The sequence below is a fragment of the Profundibacterium mesophilum KAUST100406-0324 genome (genome assembly GCF_009835145.1).
In the GTDB taxonomy this organism is placed as follows: Bacteria; Pseudomonadota; Alphaproteobacteria; order Rhodobacterales; family Rhodobacteraceae; genus Profundibacterium; species Profundibacterium mesophilum.
The window spans coordinates 15,219-36,618 of sequence record NZ_APKE01000022.1; the positions used below are offsets into that span (position 1 = coordinate 15,219).

At 68.6% G+C, this 21,400-nt stretch carries 20 protein-coding genes; 10 read left to right on the forward strand and 10 right to left on the reverse strand.

Going from position 1 to position 21,400, the window contains the following annotated elements:
* Nucleotides 1-47: 47 nt before the first annotated feature.
* The 5 genes from PMES_RS08950 to PMES_RS08970 all read right to left on the reverse strand — a co-directional run bounded on the left by PMES_RS08950 (nucleotide 48) and on the right by PMES_RS08970 (nucleotide 6,742).
* Complete coding sequence (locus PMES_RS08950) at nucleotides 48-1,706, reverse strand: ABC transporter ATP-binding protein (protein WP_159965372.1); 1,659 nt, start codon at nucleotides 1,704-1,706, stop codon at nucleotides 48-50.
* Nucleotides 1,703-2,956, reverse strand: a complete 1,254-nt coding sequence (locus tag PMES_RS08955) for an ABC transporter permease (protein ID WP_159965373.1) — start codon at nucleotides 2,954-2,956, stop codon at nucleotides 1,703-1,705. Before PMES_RS08955 ends, PMES_RS08950 begins: the two co-directional genes overlap by 4 nt.
* A 1-nt stretch (nucleotide 2,957) precedes the next feature.
* Nucleotides 2,958-4,037, reverse strand: coding sequence for a microcin C ABC transporter permease YejB (locus PMES_RS08960; RefSeq protein ID WP_159965374.1), 1,080 nt, complete (start codon nucleotides 4,035-4,037; stop codon nucleotides 2,958-2,960).
* 4 nt (nucleotides 4,038-4,041) lie between these two features.
* Nucleotides 4,042-6,024: an extracellular solute-binding protein gene (locus PMES_RS08965; protein ID WP_159965375.1), complete on the reverse strand. Its 1,983-nt coding sequence runs from the start codon at nucleotides 6,022-6,024 to the stop codon at nucleotides 4,042-4,044.
* A gap of 196 nt (nucleotides 6,025-6,220) precedes the next feature.
* Entirely contained in the window at nucleotides 6,221-6,742 is a 522-nt protein-coding gene (locus PMES_RS08970) for a c-type cytochrome (RefSeq protein WP_159965376.1), read from the reverse strand.
* Between the two features lie 141 nt (nucleotides 6,743-6,883).
* Here PMES_RS08970 and PMES_RS08975 point away from each other — a divergent pair, with 141 nt between their 5' ends.
* The gene (locus tag PMES_RS08975) at nucleotides 6,884-7,723 is read left to right on the forward strand and encodes a prephenate dehydratase (protein ID WP_159965377.1); all 840 of its coding nucleotides are present in this window, start codon (nucleotides 6,884-6,886) and stop codon (nucleotides 7,721-7,723) included.
* 45 nt (nucleotides 7,724-7,768) lie between these two features.
* On the opposite strand, the gene PMES_RS08980 is transcribed toward PMES_RS08975, so the two are convergent.
* Genes PMES_RS08980 through fsa form a run of 3 tightly spaced genes read right to left on the reverse strand, consistent with a single transcriptional unit; the run spans nucleotide 7,769 to nucleotide 10,098 of the window.
* Entirely contained in the window at nucleotides 7,769-8,683 is a 915-nt protein-coding gene (locus PMES_RS08980; RefSeq protein ID WP_159965378.1) for a tyrosine recombinase XerC, read from the reverse strand.
* Nucleotides 8,680-9,432: a DUF484 family protein gene (locus tag PMES_RS08985; protein ID WP_159965379.1), complete on the reverse strand. Its 753-nt coding sequence runs from the start codon at nucleotides 9,430-9,432 to the stop codon at nucleotides 8,680-8,682. The genes PMES_RS08980 and PMES_RS08985 overlap by 4 nt, the downstream gene beginning before the upstream one ends.
* A gap of 12 nt (nucleotides 9,433-9,444) precedes the next feature.
* Nucleotides 9,445-10,098 (reverse strand): fructose-6-phosphate aldolase, encoded by a 654-nt coding sequence (gene fsa / locus PMES_RS08990; protein ID WP_159965380.1) that lies wholly within the window; start codon nucleotides 10,096-10,098, stop codon nucleotides 9,445-9,447.
* Between the two features lie 84 nt (nucleotides 10,099-10,182).
* Between fsa and PMES_RS08995 the strand changes: the two genes are divergently transcribed.
* Nucleotides 10,183-12,375, forward strand: coding sequence for a primosomal protein N' (locus PMES_RS08995; protein ID WP_159965381.1), 2,193 nt, complete (start codon nucleotides 10,183-10,185; stop codon nucleotides 12,373-12,375).
* 221 nt (nucleotides 12,376-12,596) lie between these two features.
* Here PMES_RS08995 and PMES_RS09000 read toward each other — a convergent pair whose 3' ends face one another.
* Nucleotides 12,597-14,843 carry a DEAD/DEAH box helicase gene (locus PMES_RS09000; protein ID WP_159965382.1) on the reverse strand — a complete coding sequence of 749 codons (2,247 nt, stop codon included), beginning with the start codon at nucleotides 14,841-14,843 and terminating at the stop codon, nucleotides 12,597-12,599.
* Between the two features lie 203 nt (nucleotides 14,844-15,046).
* On the opposite strand from PMES_RS09000, the gene PMES_RS09005 reads away from it, so the two are divergent.
* From PMES_RS09005 to PMES_RS09020, 4 genes are all read left to right on the forward strand, one after another.
* Entirely contained in the window at nucleotides 15,047-15,688 is a 642-nt protein-coding gene (locus PMES_RS09005; protein WP_159965383.1) for a DUF998 domain-containing protein, read from the forward strand.
* A 114-nt stretch (nucleotides 15,689-15,802) separates the two neighbouring features.
* Complete coding sequence (locus tag PMES_RS09010; RefSeq protein ID WP_159965384.1) at nucleotides 15,803-17,032, forward strand: MFS transporter; 1,230 nt, start codon at nucleotides 15,803-15,805, stop codon at nucleotides 17,030-17,032.
* Between the two features lie 117 nt (nucleotides 17,033-17,149).
* The gene (locus tag PMES_RS09015) at nucleotides 17,150-18,016 is read left to right on the forward strand and encodes a 50S ribosomal protein L11 methyltransferase (protein ID WP_159965385.1); all 867 of its coding nucleotides are present in this window, start codon (nucleotides 17,150-17,152) and stop codon (nucleotides 18,014-18,016) included.
* 192 nt (nucleotides 18,017-18,208) lie between these two features.
* Entirely contained in the window at nucleotides 18,209-18,559 is a 351-nt protein-coding gene (locus tag PMES_RS09020) for a hypothetical protein (RefSeq protein WP_159965386.1), read from the forward strand.
* Nucleotides 18,560-18,668: 109 nt separating this feature from the next.
* On the opposite strand, the gene PMES_RS09025 is transcribed toward PMES_RS09020, so the two are convergent.
* Nucleotides 18,669-18,878: a DUF1127 domain-containing protein gene (locus PMES_RS09025; protein ID WP_159965387.1), complete on the reverse strand. Its 210-nt coding sequence runs from the start codon at nucleotides 18,876-18,878 to the stop codon at nucleotides 18,669-18,671.
* Here PMES_RS09025 and PMES_RS09030 point away from each other — a divergent pair.
* The 4 genes from PMES_RS09030 (at nucleotide 18,877) to ruvB (ending at nucleotide 21,379) form a co-directional block, all read left to right on the forward strand.
* Nucleotides 18,877-19,068: a hypothetical protein gene (locus PMES_RS09030; RefSeq protein WP_159965388.1), complete on the forward strand. Its 192-nt coding sequence runs from the start codon at nucleotides 18,877-18,879 to the stop codon at nucleotides 19,066-19,068. The genes PMES_RS09025 and PMES_RS09030 overlap by 2 nt on opposite strands.
* A 106-nt stretch (nucleotides 19,069-19,174) precedes the next feature.
* A complete protein-coding gene (gene ruvC, locus PMES_RS09035) occupies nucleotides 19,175-19,669 on the forward strand; it encodes a crossover junction endodeoxyribonuclease RuvC (RefSeq protein WP_159965389.1) in 495 nt (164 codons plus the stop codon).
* Entirely contained in the window at nucleotides 19,666-20,343 is a 678-nt protein-coding gene (ruvA, locus tag PMES_RS09040) for a Holliday junction branch migration protein RuvA (protein WP_159965390.1), read from the forward strand. Before ruvC ends, ruvA begins: the two co-directional genes overlap by 4 nt.
* Before the next feature lie 7 nt (nucleotides 20,344-20,350).
* A complete protein-coding gene (gene ruvB / locus PMES_RS09045) occupies nucleotides 20,351-21,379 on the forward strand; it encodes a Holliday junction branch migration DNA helicase RuvB (protein WP_159965391.1) in 1,029 nt (342 codons plus the stop codon).
* Nucleotides 21,380-21,400 lie beyond the last annotated feature (21 nt).

Genomic DNA, 21,400 nt, shown 5'->3' on the forward strand with positions numbered 1-21,400 from the left:
TGCGCTCCCGCTCTCGGCGGATCCGGTTCCGACCCGCCCGGCGCGGGTCAGACCGCCTGCCCGGCCCCTTCCGGATCGGCGGAGCGCGCCTCCAGGTCGAAGGCGGCGGCGAGCAGGGCACGGGTATAGGGGGTCTGCGGCGCATCGAAGACCTGCTCGGCGGGGCCGGCCTCGATCACGTCACCGCGCTTCATCACCATCACCTTGTGCGACAGGGCACGCACCACCTTCAGATCGTGGCTGATGAAGATATAGGCCAGCTGGTACTTGGCCTGCAGGTTGCGCAGCAACTCGACGATCTGCACCTGCACGGTCATGTCGAGGGCGCTTGTCGGCTCGTCGAGCACCACGAGGCGCGGGCGCAGGATCATCGCGCGCGCGATGGCGATACGCTGGCGCTGCCCGCCCGAGAATTCGTGCGGATAACGATGCATCGTCGCCGGATCGAGCCCGACCTCGCGCATCATCATCGCCACCTCCTCCCGCCGGCGCCCTGCATCGAGATCGCGGCGGTGGATGGTCAGGCCCTCGGCGATGATCTCCTCGACCGTCATGCGCGGGCTGAGCGAGCCGAAAGGGTCCTGGAACACGATCTGCATGTCGGCGCGCAGGGGGCGCATCTGCCTGCCCGACAATCCCTGCAAGTTCCGCCCGCCGAAATGGATCGGCCCCTCGGAGGAGATCAGGCGCATGATCGCAAGGGCCAGCGTCGTCTTGCCGGACCCCGATTCGCCCACCACCCCCACCGTCTCGCCGGCGCGCACCTCGAGGCTCGCCGCGTTGACCGCCTTCACATGGCCCACCGTCCGCTTGAGCAGTCCGGCCTGGATCGGGAACCAGATGCGCAGCGCCTCGGTTCGCGCCACCGTCTGCGCCTCCTGCGGCACCGGTTGCGGCAGGCCGGTGCTCTCGGCGCCGAGCAGCATCCGGGTGTAGGGATGACGGGGGTTGCCAAAGATCTCGGCCACGGGGCCGGTCTCCACGATCTCGCCATCCTTCATGACGCAGACCCTGTCGGCGAACTTGCGCACGATGGTCAGGTCATGGGTGATGAAGAGCATCGACATGCCGGCCGATTGCTTGAGCGCGTGCAAAAGCTCGAGGATCTGCGCCTGGATCGTGACATCGAGCGCGGTGGTGGGCTCGTCCGCGATGAGCAGTTCGGGTCCGTTGGCAAGCGCCATCGCGATCATGACCCTCTGCCGCTGACCGCCCGAAAGCTGGTGCGGATAGGCGCCGAGGCGCGATTCGGGATCGTTGATCCCGACCTGCTCCAACAGCTCGAGGATGCGCGCTCGCGCGCCCTGCCCGCTCAGGCCCTGGTGCAGTGCGAGACTTTCGGCAAGCTGCTTCTCAATCGTGTGCAGGGGGTTCAGCGAGGTCATCGGCTCCTGGAAGATGAAGCTGATGTCATTGCCGCGCACCCGCCGCAGCTCCCCTTCGGGGGCGCCGATCATCTCGCGCCCCTCGTAGCGGATCGAGCCGCTGCTGCGCGCGCTGTCGGGCAGCAGGTTCACGCTGCTCAGCGCGGTCACGGACTTGCCGGAGCCGCTTTCCCCGACAAGGGCAACCGTCTCGCCCTTTTTCACGTGGAACGTCACCCCGCGCACCGCGTGGCTCTCGGCACCGTCCTGGCGGAACCGCACGTTCAGATCGCGCACATCGAGGATCGTCTCGGCCCCGGCGCCGTGTTCAGCCGCGCTCATGCCCCCGCTCCCGGACCGCCCGAGAAGGTCTTGCGCGGATCGAACGCGTCGCGGATCCCCTCGAAGATGAAGACCAGCAGCGAGAGCATCAGGGCGAAGGTGACGAAGGCCGTGAAGGCAAGCCAGGGCGCCTGCAGGTTCTGCTTGGCCTGCAATGTCAGCTCGCCGAGGCTCGGCGAGGAGGAGGGAAGGCCGAAGCCGAGGAAATCGAGGCTGGCCAGCGTCGAGATCGTGCCGGTGATGATGAAGGGCAGCATCGTGACCGTGGCGACCATCGCGTTGGGCAGCATGTGGCGGAACATGATGGTCCAGCTCGACACGCCGAGCGCCCGCGCCGCGCGCACGTATTCGAAATTGCGCGCGCGCAGGAACTCGGCCCGCACGATGCCGACAAGGGCGGGCCAGCCGAAGAGCACGGTGACGAAGACCAGCAGCCAGAAACTTCGCCCCAGGATCGCGAAGAGGATGATGATGATGTAGAGCGAGGGCGTGGAGATCCAGATCTCGATCACCCTCTGGAAAATGAGGTCGGTCCAGCCGCCGAAAAAGCCCTGCACCGCGCCGGCGATGATGCCGATGATCGAGGTCAGCACCGTCACGATCAGGGTGAAGAGGATCGACAGGCGGAAGCCGTAGATCACCCGCGCCGCCACGTCGCGCGCCGTGTCGTCGGTGCCCAGCAGGTGAGACCCGTCCGGCGCCGACGGGGCCGCGCCGCCGATATCGTTGATCGTGTCGAAGCTGTAGGGGATCGGCGGCCAGAGCAGCCAGCCGGGCTCGACCGGCTCGCCGCCGACAGTGCCGCCCATCGCGTCGGTGATGGTCTGCTCGGGATCGTCGAAGCATTCCTCGCGCCCGCCCGAGCGGATCAGGCATTTCACCTCGATATCGGAATAGACCGCCTCGGTCCTGAAATCACCGCCGAAGGCGGTCTCGGGGTAGAAGTTGAAGATCGGGGTGAAATACTCGCCCCGGTAATTGACGAGGATCGGCTTGTCATTGGCGATGAACTCGGCAAAGAGCGACAACCCGAAAAGCAGCGTGAAGATGATCAGCGACCAGAAGGCGCGCCCGTTGCGCCGGAAGTTGCGCCAGCGCCGCTGGTTGAGCGGCGACAGGCGCGGGCGCCGGCCAGCGGGCGCGACGGGCGGGGGCGCATCATGCCCCGCCGCGGGCAACGGCGCGGGTGCGGCGATGCCCGGCTGTGTCGGCTCCGCCGGATCGTTCGGCAGCTCGCGCGGATCGCTCATCTCAGGCCTCTCGGGATTCGAAATCGATCCGCGGATCGACGAAGACATACATCAGGTCCGACAGGATGCCGACCACGAGGCCGATCAGGCCGAAGAAGAACAGCGTGCCGAAGATCACCGGGTAGTCGCGCGCCACCGCCGCCTCGAAGCCCAGCCGTCCGAGGCCGTCCAGCGAGAAGATCGTCTCGATGATCAGGCTCCCGCCGAAGAAGACACCGATGAAGACCGACGGGAAGCCGGCGATGACGATCAGCATCGCGTTGCGGAAGACATGCCCATAGAGCACGCGGCTCTCCTTGAGCCCCTTGGCGCGTGCGGTGACGACATACTGCTTCTTGATCTCGTCGAGAAAGCTGTTCTTGGTCAGCAGGGTCAGGGTTGCGAAGGCCGAGATGGTCGAGGCGGTGACCGGCAGGGCGATATGCCAGAAATAGTCGCCGATCTTGCCCAGAAGGCTCATGCTCTCCCAGTTGTCGGAGGTCAGGCCGCGCAGGGGGAAAACCTGGAAATACGAGCCGCCCGCGAAGAGCACCAGCAGCAGGATCGCGAAGAGAAAGCCCGGGATCGCGTAGGCCACGATGATCAGGGCGCTCGTCCAGGTGTCGAAGGTCGAGCCGTCGCGCACCGCCTTGCGGATCCCCAGCGGGATCGAGACGAGATAGGCGATCACCGTGGACCACAGCCCCAGCGTGATCGAGACCGGCATCTTCTCGAGCACGAGGTCGATGACGCTGATCGAACGGAAGTAGCTCTCGCCGAAATCGAAGCGCATGTAGTTCCATATCATCGACAGGAACCGCTCGAGCGGGGGCTTGTCGAAACCGAACTCGGCCTCGAGCTGGGCGATGAATTCGGGCGGCAGGCCGCGGCTGCCGACATAGTTGTCGTCCGATCCCGCGCCGAGCGTCTCCGAGCCGCCGCCCGAGATGCCCTCGAACACGTCGCCCTCGCCCTCGAGCTGGGCGATGATCTGCTCGATCGGCCCGCCCGGTACGAACTGGGTGAGCACGAAGTTCACGATCATGATCCCGAGCAGGGTCGGGATGATCAGCAGCAGCCGTCTGAGGATATAGGCACCCATCGGATCAGAGCGCGCCCTTGGCCTTCAGCGCCTCGAAGGCCTCCTGGTCGGCCCACCAGAAATCGAGCTGTCCCAGGGCATAGAGCGGCAGCGGTTCAGGATAGCGCAGGTAGTCGTAATAGGCGACCGTATGGGCATCCTTGAACCATTGCGGCACCCAGAAGCGCAGGTCGCGCATCACCCGGTCGAGCGCCTTGACCGCGACATGCAGCTCGGCGCGGCTCTCGGCGGCCATGACCGCGCCGATCAGCCGGTCGACGGCCGGATCGCTCAGGCCCATCGCGTTGAAGACATCCTCGACCCCTTCGGTGCCGAAATACTGCATCAAGCCCGAGCCCGGCTCGTAGCCGACGGGGAACTGGTCGACGACCATGTCGAACTCGAAGCTGCGGGTCAGGTCGGTATATTGCGCCGGATCGACCCGGTTCAGCTTCGCCTCGATGCCCAGCGCCTGCAGGTTCGACACGAAGGGGTTGTGCACCCGGTCGAAGGTGGGGCTGTCCTCGAGGATCTCGACCCGGAGCGTCTGCCCGTCCTTGCGCCGCTTGCCGTCATCGCCGACGATCCACCCGGCCTCCTCGAGCAGGTTGCTCGCCTTGCGCAGGTTGCCCCGGTCGAGCTGGCGCGCGCCGCTCTCGGGCGCGCCGGCTGGCGGCTCGCTCAGCAGCGCCTCGTCGATCAGGCCCTCTTCGGCGAGCGGCTTGAGCAGGGCCACCTCCTCGGGGCTCGGCGGGCCTTCGGCCTCCAGCTCCGAGTTCTCCCAGAAACTGTCGATCCGATCATAGGTGCCGTAGAAGAGCGTCTCGTTCGACCATTCGAAATTGAACATGAGGCCGATCGCCTCGCGCACGCGCGGGTCCTGAAACTTCTCGCGCCGCAGGTTGAAGACATAGGATTGACCGGTCGCGATGGTTCCGTCGGGCAGCTCGGCAAGCGTCACCGCACCGCTCTCGACGCCCGGGAAGTCATAGGCCGTGGCCCAGTTCTTCGAGCTGTTCTCGTTGCGGAAGGTGTAGGCCCCGGACTTGAACCCTTCGAGCGCGGCACTGCTGTCGCCGAAATACTCGATGCGGATGCGGTCGAAATTGTTGCGCCCCACGTTGATCGGCAGATCGCTTCCCCAGTAGTCGGGATTGCGGCGATAGACGATCTGGCTGTTGATGTCGTAACTGTCCAGAACGTAGGGACCGGAGCCGATCCCCGGCTCGAGACGGCTCTCGTCGAGGCTGGCGCCGCTGCTTTCGTACCAGGCCTTCGACATGACCGGCAGGCCGCCGACCGTCTGCACCCTGTCGCGGATCGGGGTATCGGGCTTGAAGACGTATTTCACGCGCCTGTCATCGAGCACCTCGACGCTCTCGACGTAATTGCCCAGCACGGTGCGGAAGGACAGCAGGCCTTCACTGGCGAAAAGATCATGGGTGAACTTGACATCCTCGGCCGTCAGGGGCGTTCCGTCCGAGAAAGCCGTCCCCTCGCGCAGGGTGAAGATCGCCCAGGCGCGGTCCTGCGGGTATTCCACCGTCTCGCAAAGCAGGCAGTAGAGCGCGCCGATCTCGTCGGCGGTGCCGGTCATCATGTCCTCGTAGCCGATATTGGCCAGCAGGCCCGCGCGGCCCTTGCGCGTGAAGGGGTTGAAGCTGTCGAAGGTGCCCTCCCAGGACATCGAGAACTCGCCCCCCTTCGGCGCATCGGGATTGACGTAGTCGAGATGCGCGAAACCTGGCCCGTATTTCAGCTCGCCGAAGGTCGAGATGCCATGCGAGACGGTCGTCCCGGCAGTGTCCTGCGCGGCATCCGGGGCCGTGTTCCGGCCCGTGTCCTGGGCCGTGTCTTGCGCCGTGCTCCGGGCTGTTTCCTGGGCCGAGGCCGGCGCGACAGGCGCGCGGTCGAAGGCGAGCGGGACGGCCAGAAGGCTCGCTCCGCCGATGGCGGCCTTGCGCAGCGCGGCGCCCAATGCGGTCCGGCGAAGAGGGTATTGGGTCATGACGATCCTCCGGGAATGTCGGCCTGGTCTTGGCGATCACGCTACGGGGGCCGGAGCGGAAGATTCAAGTTGAAACTCCGTGATCATCCCCGCCCGGAAGGGCCATCCCGAACGCAAGATGCCGGCCCGAAGGGGCCGGCACCGTGGAGCGGAAGGGTGCCGGCCACGCGAAGGCGGCCGGCGCGGAAGCCGCGGATCAGCCGCCGACGGTTTGCAGATAGGCGATCAGGTTGGCGCGGTCCTCGACATCGCGCAGGCCCGAGAAGCCCATCTTGGTGCCGGGGGCGTAGCCCTTGGGGTTCTCGAGAAAGCCGTTCAGCTCCTCGACACCCCAGACCTCGGCCACGGCCTTCAGCGCGCCCGAATAGTTGTAGCCCGCGACGCTGCCGACCGCGCGTTCGACCACGCCGTAGAGATGCGGGCCCACGCCGTTGGCCCCGTCCTCGAGCTCGTGGCACGCCTTGCACTTGCCGAAGACCCGCTCGCCGGAGCCGGCATCGGCCGCGGCGAAGACGGTGGCGAAATCGACGGTCTCCTCCTCGGCGCCGCCGGTCTCGGCCTCGGCCACCTCGATGGCATAGCCCTGCACGACTTCGTCGCCATGCCCGCCGCTCTCGGTGGCATAAAGCTCCTCGGCCGCCCAGCTTCCCAACAGGAAGATCAGAAGGGTGCCGCAGAAGCCGCCGATGATCTTGGTCACCGTCATTGTGTCGAACATATCGCGTTCCACCTTGTCTGGATTTTGGCGTTTACCTAGCCGCTTCCACAGGGGGCTTTCAAGGGTTATGATCCGCGACCAAACGCCCCTCGTCCACCGGCGGGGCGGCCAGAGCACACCCGAACACCGCGGAGCCCTGCCATGACCGGACGCATCGCCTTCCAGGGCGAGCTGGGTGCCTATTCGCACCAGGCCTGCCACGACACCCATCCCGGGCTCGAGCCGCTGCCCTGCCGGACCTTCGAGGACGTGATCGAAGCGGTGCGCGGCGGGACGGCGGAGCTGGCCATGCTGCCGGTGGAGAACACCACCTATGGCCGCGTCGCCGACATTCACCGGCTGCTGCCCTCCTCGGGGCTGCATATCGTGGACGAGGCCTTCGTGCGGGTTCACATCAATCTTCTCGCGATCCCCGGAACGCCGCTCGGCAAGATCGAGGTGGCGCTGAGCCATACCGTCCTGCTGGGCCAGTGCCGCGATTTCCTGCGCACGCATGGCATCGATGTCGAGGTGCATGCCGACACGGCGGGCTCGGCGATGGACGTGGCCGAGGCCGGCGATCCCGCGCGCGCCGCCCTCGCCTCGGAGCTGGCGGGGGAGATCTACGGGCTGGATGTGCTGGCGCGCCACATCGAGGATCAGGATACGAACACCACGCGCTTCCTGGTGATGGCGGCGCAGGGCGACCGCAGCCGGCGCGGCGATCACGGCATGATCACCAGCTTCGTCTTCCGTGTGCGCAACATTCCCGCCGCGCTCTACAAAGCGATGGGGGGCTTTGCCACCAACGGCGTCAACATGACCAAGCTCGAGAGCTACATGGTCGGCGGACAGTTCACCGCCACCCAGTTCTATGCCGATATCGAGGGCCACCCGGACGATCCGAGCGTCACCCTGGCGATGGAGGAGCTGGGCTTCTTCACCGACAGCATCACCATCCTCGGCGTCTACCCGGCGGACCCGCGGCGCCACGCGCACTGAGCGCACCGGGTCCCGCACCCGCCCGCCCGGCGCCCACGCGCCGGTTCAGGCGCGCGGATGGGCCTTGTCGTAGACCTCCATCAGCCGCGCGGTATCGACCCCGGTATAGACTTGCGTGGTCGAGAGCGAGCTGTGCCCGAGCAGTTCCTGTATTGCGCGCAGATCCCCCCCCGCATTGAGCAGATGGGTCGCGAAGCTGTGTCGCATCGCGTGCGGGGTGGCGGTGGCCGGAAGACCGAGCTGCCCCCTGGCGCGTTCCATGACCTTGCTGATCTGGCGCGGGTTCAGCGCGCCGCCACGCACCCCCATGAAGAGCGGCCCGGTGCCGGTGACGGGATGCGGGCAGAGCGCGACATAGGCGGCAACCGCATCGCGGGCCGCGGGCAGCACCGGCACCACCCGCTCCTTGCCGCCCTTGCCGATGATGCGCAGGCTGGCACCGAGCGGATGATCGCCGCCCGACAGGCCCAGCGCCTCGGAGATGCGCAGCCCGCACCCGTAGAGCAGCGTGACCACCGCCGCATCGCGCGCCGCTATCCATCCCTCGGCGCCCTGCGCCTCGACCGCGCCGATCATCGCCAGCGCCGCTTCCTCGTCCAGCGGGCGCGGCATGGAGGCGCGGTAGCGCGGGCTGCGGACCGACAGGATGGCGGTCGGATCGAACCCCTCGCGCTCGGCCATCCAGCCGGTGAAGGTCTTCACGGCCGAAAGCGCGCGCGCAAGCGAGCGCGCGCCGACACCCCTGCCCCGCTCATGCGCCATCCAGGCGCGCATGTCCGACAGGGTCAGATCGCCCAGCGCCGCGACGCCCAGGCCGGTGCCGCGATGGCGCTGCATGAATTCGAGAAATCCCAGGACGTCGTGCCGGTAGGCATCGCAGGTATTGCCCGCCCGCCCGCCGATCGCCCCGAGCGCGGTGATCCACCCCTCCAGCGCATCGCGCAGGCCCGGCTGGATCATGACAGCCAGCGCCGCATGCTGCGCTCGAAGACCCCCGCGAAGAAGGCCAGCAGGTCCGTGCCATGCTGCGGCGTGAACTGATGCGGATCCGAGGATCCCAGAACCAGCAGCCCCGGCAGCCGTCCGGTGCCGAAATCGAGCCGCAGGCAGGCCTCCGAGCGGATATCGGGCGCGCGGCTGCCATAGACATCGTAGGAGGTCCCGTCGCTGGCGCGCAGCGTGACCGGGCGCTCCGGCGCATGCGGCCCGCCATCGAGATAGGCCTCGATGAAGCCCGCGCCCGCGACGCTGAGCACGCCGTCGAGACGGCGTACCGCCGGCATCTCGTCGCTCTGGACCGTCTCGAGCACGAGACGCAGCGCATCGACACGCAGGATGTCGGCCACCTCGCCCGTCAGATCGCGCAGGAAGCTCTCGAAATCCACCGGGTCGAGCATCCGCAGGACGGCCCTCTGGATCATGTTCGTCCCGGCGAGGTTCTCGTAGGCGGCGGCGATCACCGAGCGGTGCGTGTCCTCGAGGCGGACAAGGCGTGTCTCGAGCCGTTCCATCGCGATCCCGCGCAGATCGACGACATTGGCCCCTTGCGCCTTGTCACGCGCATCCACGAGGGCACGCATCACGTCCTGGTCGTCGAGGATGACGTCGGGCTCGCGCAAGATGAGCTTGCGCAGATCCTCGGCGATCGGTGCACGCTCGTCCGTGCCGCCCTCCCTACCGGTTGCCCTGTCCTTGTCGAACGCCGACATCGTGATTCACCCTCAGAGGATTTTCTGCCCCGTTTTCGCCCAGTCAGCCATGAACGCGTCGAGCCCCTTGTCGGTCATCACATGCGAGGCCATCGCGCGGATCACCGCCGGCGGCGCGGTGGCGACATCGGCGCCGATCAGGGCCGCGTCCTTCATGTGATTGGCCGAGCGGATCGAGGCGGCGAGGATCTGCGTCTCGAAGGCGTAGTTGTCATAGATCGTGCGGATGTCGCCGATCAACTCCATGCCGTCGAGGTTGAGATCGTCGAGGCGCCCGATGAAGGGCGAGATGAAGGTCGCGCCGGCCTTGGCCGCCAGAAGCGCCTGGTTGGCCGAGAAGCACAGCGTCACGTTGACCATGCGGCCCTCGTCGGTGAGCACCTTGCACGCCTTCAGCCCGTCCCAGGTCAGCGGAACCTTGATGGTGATGTTGTCGGCGATCTTGGCGAGCTCGCGCCCTTCGGCGATCATCCCGTCCGAATCGAGGGCCACCGTCTCGGCGCTGACCGGACCGGCGACCATCTCGCAGATTTCACGGGTCACTTCCTTGATGTCGCGTCCGGACTTCATGATAAGCGACGGGTTGGTCGTGACCCCGTCGATCATGCCCAGGTCATTGAGTTCGCGGATCGCGTCCACATCTGCGGTGTCGACGAAGAATTTCATCCGGAGGGCCTTTCGATTGCCTTGTCACCTTTGCCGCCCTCATAGCGCAGGCGCGGCACGCCCGGAACCCCTGACGGCACGGCCATGAGCGCATCCTGGCATCCAGAGGGCGCGCAGGTCGCGGTGCTGACCACGCAGCCGCTCGGCCGTCCCTTCGATTACCGCGCGCCGGAAGGCGGCTGCGCGCAGGGCGCCTTCGTCGAGGTGCCGCTCGGACCGCGCAAGGTGCTCGGCGTGGTCTGGGGCGCGGGCCGCGGCGAGGTGGATGCTGCGCGGCTGCGCTCGATCATCAGGGTGCTGGACGTGGCGCCGATGCGCGCCGAGATGCGCCAGTTCCTCGAACGCGCCGCCGAATACACCCTCACCCCCCTGCCCGCGATGCTGCGCCTGGCGACGCGCGCGCCCGGCCTCGGCGATCCGCCCTCGATGCGCAAGGTCTACCGGAGGGGCAGCGGCACGCCCGCGCGGATGACCGATGCGCGCCGGCGTGTCATCGAGGCGCTGGAGGAGTTCGGCGGGCTGTCCTTCACCCTCAAGGAGCTGGCCGAGCTGGCGGGCACATCGAGCGGTGTGGTCAAGGGCCTTGCCGAGCACGGCGCGATCATCGAGGAGGACACGCCCCGCGATGCGCCCTATCCCCGGCTCGACCCCTTTCTGCCGGGCGCACGGTTCGAAGGGGCGCAGGCGCAGGGCGCCGAGCGGCTGCGCGCCGCCGTTCGCCGGGAGACATACGGCACGACCCTGCTGCGCGGCGTCACCGGCTCCGGCAAGACCGAGGTCTATCTCGAGGCGGTGGCGCAATGCCTCGAGCGGGGCCGGCAGGCGCTCGTCCTCTTGCCGGAGATCGCGCTGACCTCGGAATTCCTGACCCGCGTGGAGGCGCGGTTCGGCGCACGCCCCGCCGAGTGGCATTCCGGCGTGACGATGACCGAGCGGCGGCGCTGCTGGCGGATGGTCGGCGCCGGCGAGGCGCAGCTGGTCGTGGGGGCGCGCTCGGCGCTCTTTCTGCCCTATCGCGACCTGGGGCTGATCATCGTCGACGAGGAGCATGACACGTCCTACAAGCAGGAGGACGGCGTCCTCTACAACGCCCGCGACATGGCCGTGCTGCGCGCCTCCTTCTGCGGCGCGCACGTGGTTCTCGCCTCCGCCACCCCCAGCCTCGAGAGCTGGGCCAATGCAGAGGCGGGCAAATACGACCGGATCGATCTCGCCGCGCGCTTCGGGGCCTCCGTCCTGCCGAGGATGGACACGATCGACATGCGCGGCGAGCCGATGCCCGGTGCCCAATGGATCTCGCCAAGCCTTGCGGGGGCGGTCGCGGCGCGCCTCGAGGCCGGCGAGCAGACGCTGCTCTTTCTCAACCGGCGGGGCTACGCGCCGGTCACGCTCTGCCGGGCCTGCGGCAACCAGGTCGGCTGCGACAATTGCGACGCGCGGATGGTCGAGCACCGCTTCCAGAAGCGCCTCGTCTGCCATCAATGCGGCGAGTCCCGCCCGGTGCCCGAAGCCTGCCCCCATTGCACGGTCGAAGGCAAGATGACCGCCGTGGGCCCGGGGGTCGAGCGCCTTGCAGAGGAGGCGGCGGACAAGTTTCCCGGCGCGCGCATCGAGGTGCTCTCCTCCGATCTTCACGGCTCCGCACGGGCGTTGAAGGCCCGGATCGAGGCGATCGCGCAGGGCGAGGCCGACATTGTCATCGGCACGCAGCTCGTCGCGAAGGGGCACAATTTTCCCAACCTCACCCTCGTCGGGGTGATCGATGCCGACCTTGGACTACAGGGCTCCGACCTGCGGGCCGCCGAACGCACCTTCCAGCTGATGCGCCAGGTGGCGGGCCGCGCGGGGCGCGCCGAGAAGCCGGGCACGGCGCTGCTGCAGACCTTCCAGCCGGAGCATCCCGTGATCCGCTCGATCCTGGCCGGCGACGAGGAGGGGTTCTGGCGCGCCGAGGCGGCCGAGCGCCGGCAGGCCGGCGTGCCGCCCTATGGCCGCATGGCAGGGATCGTGCTGAGCGGGCCCGACATGGCGGCGCTTTTCGACCTGGGTGCGGCGATGGCCCGCCGCTCGGAGCCCCTCCAGCGGATCGGCGCGCAGGTTTTCGGCCCCGCCCCCGCACCCATCGCGCGCGTGCGCGGCCGTCACCGGGTGCGTCTTCTGGTCAAGGCCGAGAAGGCCGCCCCCCTGCAATCGGCCTTGGCGCTCTGGGCTGCCCAGTTCCGGTTGCCGCCCAACGCGCGGCTGAGCATCGACATCGATCCGCAAAGTTTCCTGTGACCCCGCCACCGCATGGCCGGGGGGGAATCAGACCGGACATTTTCGGGGAAATCGCGGGTGCTCGGGGGAGCGGAGGTTGCCGTCCCCTGCTCGCGCGGCGGGGCCGCGCGCCCGCGCGGGACGGTGGAACCGGCGCTCTTGAGGGCAGGGGCGGGGGCACCGAAAGCCGGGCCGGCCCACGCACCCGGCACCTCGCTCATCGGCAGCCCCCTGCCCCGTGATCAGGGCTTGCCGCGCCGCGGCGGCGCGGTGCCGCCCGCGCCCGGCTTGCCGCCGCGCGGACCGCCGGCCTTGCCCGCATATTTAGCCCCGGGTTTGCCACCCGGTTTACCGCCCGGCTTGCCCGGCGGCACGAAACGCTGCGACGTGTCCGAGGCGGATGCGGCCTTGCGCGGGCCCTTTGGCGCCTCGCCCGCGCCGGGCTTTCCGGGCCGGCCGGCGGGTTTCGCACCCGGCTTACCGAAAGGCTTGCCGCCGGGTTTACCGCCCGGTTTACCGAATGACTTGCCCTCGGGCCGGGCATCAGCGGATTGGCCGGGCTTGCCCTTATACGCTTGCACACCCGCCCTGCCGGCTTCGGACTTGTTGGCCCCGAGCTTGCCGGAGCTGGGCTTGCCCCATGGCCGTTCGGGACGTGGCGCATCCTTGGCGGCCGGGCCGCTCCCCTTGTGCCGCTCCTTGCGCGGCTCGGGCCGATCGGCGGCGGGAACCGGATCGAGTGACGGGGTCCAGCTGTCGGAGCCGGTTTCGGTGCTCTCCTGCCGCGCCGCTGGCCGATTGGCGGGCTCGGCCCGGTCGGCCCGGTCGGCACGCGGGGCGGACGCGGCGGGGCCGGATTGGCCGCGCTCCTCGCGCGCCCCGGGCCGCGGACCCTTGCGCGGCGGGCGGGGCGTATCGCCCGGCGCCTCGCTGCGCCGCAGGGCGATCTTTCCCTCGAGCTTCATCGACGGGCCGACATTCGCGAGAAGCTTGTCCATGGCGCCTTCGGCGATCTCGACGAAGCTTTCGCTGCCCTGGATGCGGATCGCGCCGATATCGTCCTTCGACAGCCCCCCCTCGCGGCAAAGAAGCGGCAGCAGCCAGCGCGGCTCGGCACGCTCGTCGCGCCCGACCGACAGCGCCACCCAGGCGCTCGGCCCGAATGCGGGACGATCGCGCTTTTCAGGCTTGGCATCCGGCGCGGACAGCTCCTCGGGGGCCGAGCGCCCGGCCCTGTAGAGCCGCAGATACGCCGCGGCGATCCGCTCCGGCCCATGCATCTCCAGAAGGCGCGCGCCGAACTCGGCCTCGCTCTGGGCGATCTCCTCGCTCCAGACCGGATCGGAGAGCAGCCGCTCCTCGTCGCGTGCGAGGATATCCTCGGCCGAGGGCGGCACGCCCCATGTCGCGTTGATCTTCGCCCATTTGAGCAGCCGCTCGACCTTCTTGCGGATGCGCGGCGGCACGATCACGGCACTGATCCCCTTGCGCCCGGCGCGTCCCGTCCGGCCCGAGCGGTGCAGCAGCCCTTCGGCGTTGGAGGGCGGCTCGGCATGGATCACCAGCTCGAGATTGGGCAGGTCGATGCCGCGCGCGGCCACGTCGGTCGCCACGCAGACCCGCGCACGGCCGTCGCGCATCGCCTGCAGCGCATGGGTGCGCTCGGACTGGCTCAGCTCGCCGGAGAGCGACACGACCGCGAAGCCGCGGTTGGCAAAGCGCGCCGTGAGCCTTGCGACGGCGGCGCGGGTATTGGCGAAGACGATCGCGTTCTGCGCATCGTGGTAGCGCAGCAGGTTGATGATCGCGTTCTCGGCATCGGGCTGCGCCACGGCCAGCGCCTGGTAGTCGATATCGGCATGCTGTCCGGCGCCGGCACTGACCGACAGGCGCTGCGAATCGGTCTGGAACCTCTCGGCGAGGCGCGCGATCTCGGGCGGCACGGTGGCCGAGAACATCAGCGTGCGCCGCCCCTCGGGCGCTTCGGACAGGATGAATTCCAGGTCCTCGCGAAAGCCCAGGTCGAGCATCTCGTCAGCCTCGTCGAGCACAACCGCGCGGATCTCCGTCAGGTCGATCGAGCCGCGCTGGATGTGATCGCGCAGGCGGCCCGGTGTCGCCACGACCAGATGCGCGCCCCGCTCGAGCGTGCGGCGCTCGTCGCGCATGTCCATGCCCCCCACGCAGGAGACGACCCGCGCGCCGGCCTTGGCATAGAGCCACGAAAGCTCGCGCGTCACCTGGAAGGCCAGCTCGCGCGTCGGCGCGATAATCAGCCCGAGCGGCGCGGCGGCGGGGGGCAGCATGCCGCTCTCATCGAGAATGGTCGGCGCGATGGCAATCCCGAAGCCCACTGTCTTGCCCGATCCGGTCTGCGCGGAAACGAGAAGGTCGGATTGCGCAAGCTCGGGGTCCGTGACCGCCTCCTGCACGGGGGTGAGCGTGTCGTATCCGCGCTCGGCAAGCGCGTCTGAGAGGGTCTGGATCATGGGGGCGTCGTCCTGGGCTTTGGCAAGCGGGCATGGCCGCTGGAGCGGCGCGCGGCAATCAAGCCACGGCTGTTACGCCTTTCATTGCGGGAAGTATAGGACCGATCTGTCGCAGGCCCATGCCGCCGCGCGGTGCCCGAATGCCGCCCCGACCGGGGGAACCCGTTCCAGACTTGCCCGGTTGGGGGCGAAGGAGTGCGACAATGACGAGACTTCACGACCACGCGATCGGCGGCGAGCGGCCGGTCCTGCTCAAGCTTTGCGCGATCATCGCGGCGCTCGGTGCCGCGTCCCTGATCCTGGGCACCCTGGCGGCGCAGGTCGTGGTGCCGGGACATGACTGGATCGCCGACACGATCAGCGACCTTGGCGCGGGCCAATACGAGATCGTCATGGACGTCGCGCTTTACGGCTTTGCCGCAGGGCTCTTCGTCGCCGCCCTCGCCGCGTCCCATTCGCATATGGGCGGCAGCGGCTGGACGGCGGGGCTGTTCTCCCTCGCGATCCTGGGGGCGATCGTCGTCGTGGTCGGCGCGCGCAACGAATACGGCGACGGGGACAAGGAAGGCGTGGTGATCCACAGCTACCTCGTCTACGGCCTGGGCTTCTTCTTTACCGCGACCCCGCTGCTGATGCGCCCGGGCTTTGCGCGGATCATGCCGTGGATGGGCTGGGCGCTGCTGATCCTCGCGATCGGCTGGGTGATCGTCGCACCGATCTTCCTGCTGGTGCCGACCTCCATCGACGGGCTGCTCGAGCGCGTGCTGGGGGTGATTGCCGCCGCAATGCTCTGCACGATGTGCGCGGGGTTCTGGCAGCGCGGCAAGGATGTCGCACGGGCCTGAGTTTCTTGAGGGGCAAACGGGCCTTGGAGGAGCGGAAGCCCAAGGGACCCGCGCGCCCGCGGAGCACACGCCTTTCGCTCGCCAAGACCGGCGCCGCGCGCTAGAGCTTGGCCCATGCGCATCGTTCCCCTCTCGGAGGCGGGCCGCCTGCCGCGCTGGCAACGGCCCGACATTCTCCTCTTTCTCGCCGCCTTCGCGATGCCCATGGCCTTTGCCACCTGGTCGGCGCTGCTCAACAACTTCGTCATCGACGCGGCCGGCTTCACGGGGATCGAGATCGGCTGGCTGCATACCGTTCGCGAGATACCGGGCTTTCTCGCGATCGGGGTGATCGTGCTGATCATGGTCCTGCGCGAACAGGTTCTCGGCCTCCTCTCCCTGGCGCTTCTGGGCGTCGCGACGGCCATGACGGCCTATTTCCCGAGCCTTGGCGGCATCCTGACGATCACCCTGCTCTCCTCGATCGGCTTTCACTACTTCGAGACGGTGAACCAGTCGCTGCAACTGCAATGGATCGACAAGGCGCGCGCGCCGCAGATGCTCGGCTGGATCGTGGCGATCGGCTCGGGCGCCTCGCTCCTGTCCTACGGAGTGATCGTTCTCGCCTGGGAGCGGTTCGATCTCGATTACGCGAGCGTCTACATGGCCTCCGGGGGGATCACGGCCGCCATCGCCCTCTTCTGCCTTCTGGCCTATCCGCAATTCGAGGCGCCGGACCCGCAGCTCAAGACCTTCGTGCTGCGCAAACGCTACTGGCTCTATTACGCGCTTCAGTTCATGTCGGGCGCCCGCCGGCAGATCTTCGTCGTCTTCGCCGCCTTCATGATGGTCGAGCGCTTCGGCTTCGCGGTGGACGAGGTCACGGCGCTCTTCTTGATCAACTTCGTCGCCAACATGCTTCTCGCGCCGCTGATGGGGCGCGCCGTGGGACGGTTCGGCGAGCGGCGCGCGCTGACCTTCGAATATCTCGGCCTCGTCTGCGTCTTCCTCGCCTATGGCGGGATCTACCATTTCGGATGGGGCGTCGGACTGGCAGCCGCCCTCTACGTACTCGATCATATCTTCTTTGCCCTCGCCTTCGCGCTGAAGACCTATTTCCAGAAGATCGCCGATCCGCGCGACATCGCCCCGACCGCCGCCGTCGCCTTCACCATCAACCACATCGCGGCCGTCTTCCTGCCCGCGCTGCTCGGCTACATGTGGGTGCGCGCGCCCGGCGGCGTCTTCGCGCTTGCCGCCGGCATGGCCGCCTTCTCCCTCGCCCTCGCGCTGCTGATCCCGCGCCATCCCGCGCCGGGGCACGAGACGATCCTGCGCGGCAGGCGGCGGGCCAGGGCGGCCTGATCGCGCGGCCGGGCGCCCTGCGGACAGGCGCGCGACCCAAGGCCCCGGACGCTGCGCGCTTGACCCCGCGCCCGCGGAACCCTAGTCGCGGTGTCGATCCCAGACGAGGAATGCGCAATGCCCACCTTCACCGCCCTGACCACCCTTCCCGATGCCGAGAACGCACGGCATCTCGGCGAGGCGATGGAGCGCATGGAACCCGAGCCGACCGGCGTGGGCGTCTTCGAGATGGAGGACGGATCGGGCCTTTGGGAAGTGGGCGGCTATTTCACCGAAAGCCCCGACGAGGCGGCCCTCGCCCTGCTTTCGGCGGCCTTCGGCGCCAGGCCCTTCGCCGTGTCGGAGCTTCCCGAGACCGACTGGGTGGCCAAGGTGCGGCGCGAGCTCTCCCCGATCGTGGCGGGGCGTTTCTTCCTCTACGGAAGTCACGATGCGGACAAGGTTCCCGATGACGCGGTGGCGCTGCTGGTCGATGCGGCGATGGCCTTCGGCACCGGGCATCACGGCACGACGCTCGGTTGCCTGCGGGCCCTCGACCGCCTGATCGAGCAGGGCGTGGCCCCGGCAAAGGTCGCCGATATCGGTTGCGGCACGGCGGTGCTGGCCATGGCCGCGGCCAAGGTCTGGCCCGCGCAGGTGCTGGCCAGCGACATCGACGCGGTCGCGGTGGAGGTGGCCGAGGCGAATGTCGCGCTGAACGGCCTTGAAGGCCAGGTGCAGTGCATCGAGGCCGCCGGTTTCGACGCCCCTTCCCTCGCACAGGCCGCGCCGTTCGACCTGGTCTTCGCCAACATCCTCAAGGGACCGCTGATCGAGCTGGCCCCGGCGATCGCGGCCCATACCGCGCGCGGCGGCCACGTGATCCTGTCGGGCCTGCTCAACCCTCAGGCCGAGGAAGTGGCCGGCGCCTACATCGCCGCCGGCTTCGCCCCCGCGCAAAGCGAGCAGATCGGCGACTGGACGACATTGGTCATGCGGCGGTGACGAGCAGTGACGGAGCGCTGATGCGGATCGCCGGCCAACCGGCTGCGCGTGCATGACACCGCCCTCTTGCCGGAGGCATGCATCGCGGGGCGCGGGCCTTTGCGAGATGCGCCGCACACGCCTCAAATAAACCGCATTGCGGCGGCAGGCTGGCTCTCCTCAAACTGATCGAGATCGGGGAGTGGCAGGATCATGGAATTTTCCCAGCACACCGGCTTTCAGGACCGCTGCCGGGCGATCGCACGGCAAAAGGGCGTGCGGCGCGGGCGTGGCATCGTCCTGTCGCTCGACCGCACGGGGCTGCGCATCGCCCATGGCGCGCGGCCCGAGATGGGCGCGTCGCTCAAGGGCATGTTCCTCGTCTGCGCGGTCATGTTCCTCGGCAAGAGCCTGATGCTCGCCGAACTGGGCGAGATGGCCTATGCCGAGCGCGTCGCCCGGCTTTCCGGCGGCAGCCTGCCCGAGCGGCTCGGCGGCTGGCTCTTCGAGGTCGATCCACTGAGCCGGGAGCTCGCCGCGATCCTGCTGCCCCTCGTCAGGTAGGGCCGCCGCTGGCCCCGCACGGGGCCGCATGGCGCAGGCATCGGGGCCCGGATCGGGCCCGGTATCGGCGCTGGACGGGACCGCGCCTCGGCCCCGCCCGGCGCGCGGTTCAGCGGGCGCGGCCGAGCCGCACGATGTCGCTGCGCGACAGGCCGATATCGTCGAGCTCGCTGTCGCTCAGCTGCCCGAGGCACTTGCGCGTCACGCGCAGATCGTTCCACTCCACGATCGCATCCCACATGCGCAGGACGTTCAGGATTGCACGGGTGCTGGCGGCTTCCCCGGCAATGGCGGGACGGACGGTATGGATCATGGACATGGCGGTGTTCCTGGACAGGGTGGGCGTCGGCCTCGATTGCGATCCGAGGCAGCTATCGATGACGGCGGCGCGCGGCAAGATGCAAAACGGCATGGCAGTCATGCAATGTGTTCATGTCTTGAAAATGCCGCAAGTGGTTGTTCGGAAACCGCAAAAACGACATCCGAAAAGTCGCGAACAGACGGCGTGACGTCGCATTTGCGCCACCTGCGTGAAAACTCCGCGCAAACGCCATTGGCCCGTGTTCGCGCTTCGTGCTACCGCTGTCGCGAATGGCCGGGAAGGGTGTACGCGACATGAGGGTTTTGGGCATCGATCCGGGTCTGCGCACCATGGGATGGGGCGTCATCGACGTGGCCGGCAGCCGGCTGAGCCACGTTGCGAACGGATTGTGCGAATCGCGTGGCACCGACCTGGGCCGCCGGCTGGTCTCGCTCCACGCGCAGCTCACGGACGTGCTCCTGCGCTACTCGCCGGACTGCGCCGCGGTCGAGCAGACATTCGTCAACAAGGACGGCGCGGGCACCTTGAAGCTGGGACAGGCGCGGGGCATCGCCATGCTGGTGCCCGCGCAGGCCGGGCTCGAGGTGGGTGAATATGCGCCCAACTCGGTCAAGAAGACGGTCGTCGGGGTGGGACATGCCGACAAGAAGCAGGTCGAGCACATGGTGAAGATGCAGCTCCCCGGCGTCGTGCTCGCCGGTACCGACGCCTCCGACGCGCTGGCGATCGCGATCTGCCACGCCTTCCACAGCCAGACGGCCCAGCGCTGGGCGGAGATCAGGGCATGATCGGCCGGCTCGCGGGACGGATCGACTACAAGGGCAGCGATCAGGTGATGATCGACGTGAAGGGCGTGGGCTATGTCGTGCATGTCTCCGAGCGGACCCTGAGCGCCCTGCCCCCCGTGGGCGAGGCGGCCGCGCTCTATACCGACCTGCTGGTGCGCGAGGACCTGCTGCAGCTTTACGGCTTCATCACGATGCAGGAGAAGGAATGGCACCGGCTGCTGACCACGGTGCAGGGGATCGGCGCGAAGGCGTCCATGGCGATCCTCGGGGCGCTGGGCCCCGACGGGGTGAGCCGCGCCATCGCGCTGGGCGATGCGACGGCGGTGCGCGCGGCGCCGGGCGTCGGGCCGAAGATCGCGCAGCGGGTGGTCAACGAGCTGCGCGACAAGGCCCCGGCGCTGATGGCGATGGGCGGCATGCAGGGCCATGCGGCCAGCGGCGATCACGGCGCGCTGATCGAGGAGGGCGCCGATGCGCCCGCCGCACCGCGCCGCGCGCCGCCGCCACCGCCCGCCGCCGCCGCGCAGTCGGAAGCGCTTTCCGCCCTTTCCAACCTCGGCTACGGCCCGGCCGAGGCGGCAGGCGCCGTGGCACAGGCCGCCGGCGCGGGCGAGGGCGGCGACACGGCCACGCTGATCCGCGCCGCGCTGAAGCTGCTCGCGCCGAAGGATTGATGCACCGATGACCGGCTCCGACCCCACCCTCAGACCGGACCCCCTGCCGGAGGACGAGGGCAACGCGCTGCGCCCGCAGACGCTCGACGCCTTCATCGGGCAAGCCGAGGCGCGCGCCAATCTCAAGGTCTTCATCGAGAGCGCGCGGATCAGGGGCAAGGCGATGGACCATGCGCTCTTCCACGGGCCGCCGGGCCTCGGCAAGACCACCCTCGCGCAGATCATGGCCCGCGAACTGGGGGTGAACTTCCGCATGACGTCCGGGCCGGTCCTTGCCAAGGCCGGCGATCTTGCCGCGATCCTGACCAATCTCGAGGCGCGCGATGTTCTCTTCATCGACGAGATCCACCGCCTCAACCCGGTCGTCGAGGAAGTGCTCTATCCCGCGATGGAGGATTTCGAGCTCGATCTCGTGATCGGCGAGGGGCCGGCGGCGCGCACCGTGCGCATCGAGCTGCAACCCTTCACGCTGGTGGGGGCGACGACGCGGCTCGGCCTGCTGACCACGCCGCTGCGCGACCGTTTCGGCATTCCCGTCAGGCTCCAGTTCTATACCGAGGACGAGCTGCACGAGATCGTGCGGCGCGGGGCGCGGCTCCTGGGCGTGCCCGCCGAGGATGACGGGGCGCGCGAGATCGCCAAGCGCGCGCGGGGCACGCCGCGCATCGCGGGGCGCCTGTTGCGCCGGGTGGTCGATTTCGCCCTCGTCGAGGGGGACGGGCGGCTGACGCGCGCGCTGGCCGACAGTGCGCTGACGCGGCTCGGGGTCGACCGGCTCGGGCTCGACGGCGCCGACAGGCGCTACATGCGGCTCATCGCCGAAGGGTATTTCGGCGGTCCCGTCGGGATCGAGACCATGTCTGCTGCGCTCAGCGAGAGCCGCGACGCGCTCGAGGAGGTGATCGAGCCCTACCTGCTGCAGCAGGGCCTGATCCAGCGCACGCCGCGCGGGCGGATGCTCGCCCCGCGTGGATGGAGTCACCTGGGGCTGGAGCCGCCGCGCCCGGCCGGGCAGAGCGATCTCTTCGAGGGTTAGGGCACGCCGATCCGGGGATTG

Bases quoted from the DNA above. Each gene is read 5' to 3' on its own strand.
- ruvB (WP_159965391.1), top strand. From the start codon at position 20,351: ATGACCGGCTCCGACCCCACCCTCAGACCGGACCCCCTGCCGGAGGAC.
- PMES_RS08960 (WP_159965374.1), bottom strand. From the start codon at position 4,037: ATGGGTGCCTATATCCTCAGACGGCTGCTGCTGATCATCCCGACCCTG.
- PMES_RS09025 (WP_159965387.1), bottom strand. From the start codon at position 18,878: ATGTCCATGATCCATACCGTCCGTCCCGCCATTGCCGGGGAAGCCGCC.
- PMES_RS08975 (WP_159965377.1), top strand. From the start codon at position 6,884: ATGACCGGACGCATCGCCTTCCAGGGCGAGCTGGGTGCCTATTCGCAC.
- PMES_RS09000 (WP_159965382.1), bottom strand. From the start codon at position 14,843: ATGATCCAGACCCTCTCAGACGCGCTTGCCGAGCGCGGATACGACACG.
- PMES_RS08995 (WP_159965381.1), top strand. From the start codon at position 10,183: ATGAGCGCATCCTGGCATCCAGAGGGCGCGCAGGTCGCGGTGCTGACC.
- PMES_RS08985 (WP_159965379.1), bottom strand. From the start codon at position 9,432: ATGTCGGCGTTCGACAAGGACAGGGCAACCGGTAGGGAGGGCGGCACG.
- PMES_RS09010 (WP_159965384.1), top strand. From the start codon at position 15,803: ATGCGCATCGTTCCCCTCTCGGAGGCGGGCCGCCTGCCGCGCTGGCAA.
- PMES_RS09005 (WP_159965383.1), top strand. From the start codon at position 15,047: ATGACGAGACTTCACGACCACGCGATCGGCGGCGAGCGGCCGGTCCTG.
- PMES_RS08980 (WP_159965378.1), bottom strand. From the start codon at position 8,683: ATGATCCAGCCGGGCCTGCGCGATGCGCTGGAGGGGTGGATCACCGCG.
- PMES_RS08970 (WP_159965376.1), bottom strand. From the start codon at position 6,742: ATGTTCGACACAATGACGGTGACCAAGATCATCGGCGGCTTCTGCGGC.
- ruvA (WP_159965390.1), top strand. From the start codon at position 19,666: ATGATCGGCCGGCTCGCGGGACGGATCGACTACAAGGGCAGCGATCAG.
- PMES_RS08955 (WP_159965373.1), bottom strand. From the start codon at position 2,956: ATGAGCGATCCGCGCGAGCTGCCGAACGATCCGGCGGAGCCGACACAG.
- PMES_RS09030 (WP_159965388.1), top strand. From the start codon at position 18,877: ATGGCGGTGTTCCTGGACAGGGTGGGCGTCGGCCTCGATTGCGATCCG.
- fsa (WP_159965380.1), bottom strand. From the start codon at position 10,098: ATGAAATTCTTCGTCGACACCGCAGATGTGGACGCGATCCGCGAACTC.
- ruvC (WP_159965389.1), top strand. From the start codon at position 19,175: ATGAGGGTTTTGGGCATCGATCCGGGTCTGCGCACCATGGGATGGGGC.
- PMES_RS08950 (WP_159965372.1), bottom strand. From the start codon at position 1,706: ATGAGCGCGGCTGAACACGGCGCCGGGGCCGAGACGATCCTCGATGTG.
- PMES_RS09020 (WP_159965386.1), top strand. From the start codon at position 18,209: ATGGAATTTTCCCAGCACACCGGCTTTCAGGACCGCTGCCGGGCGATC.
- PMES_RS08965 (WP_159965375.1), bottom strand. From the start codon at position 6,024: ATGACCCAATACCCTCTTCGCCGGACCGCATTGGGCGCCGCGCTGCGC.
- PMES_RS09015 (WP_159965385.1), top strand. From the start codon at position 17,150: ATGCCCACCTTCACCGCCCTGACCACCCTTCCCGATGCCGAGAACGCA.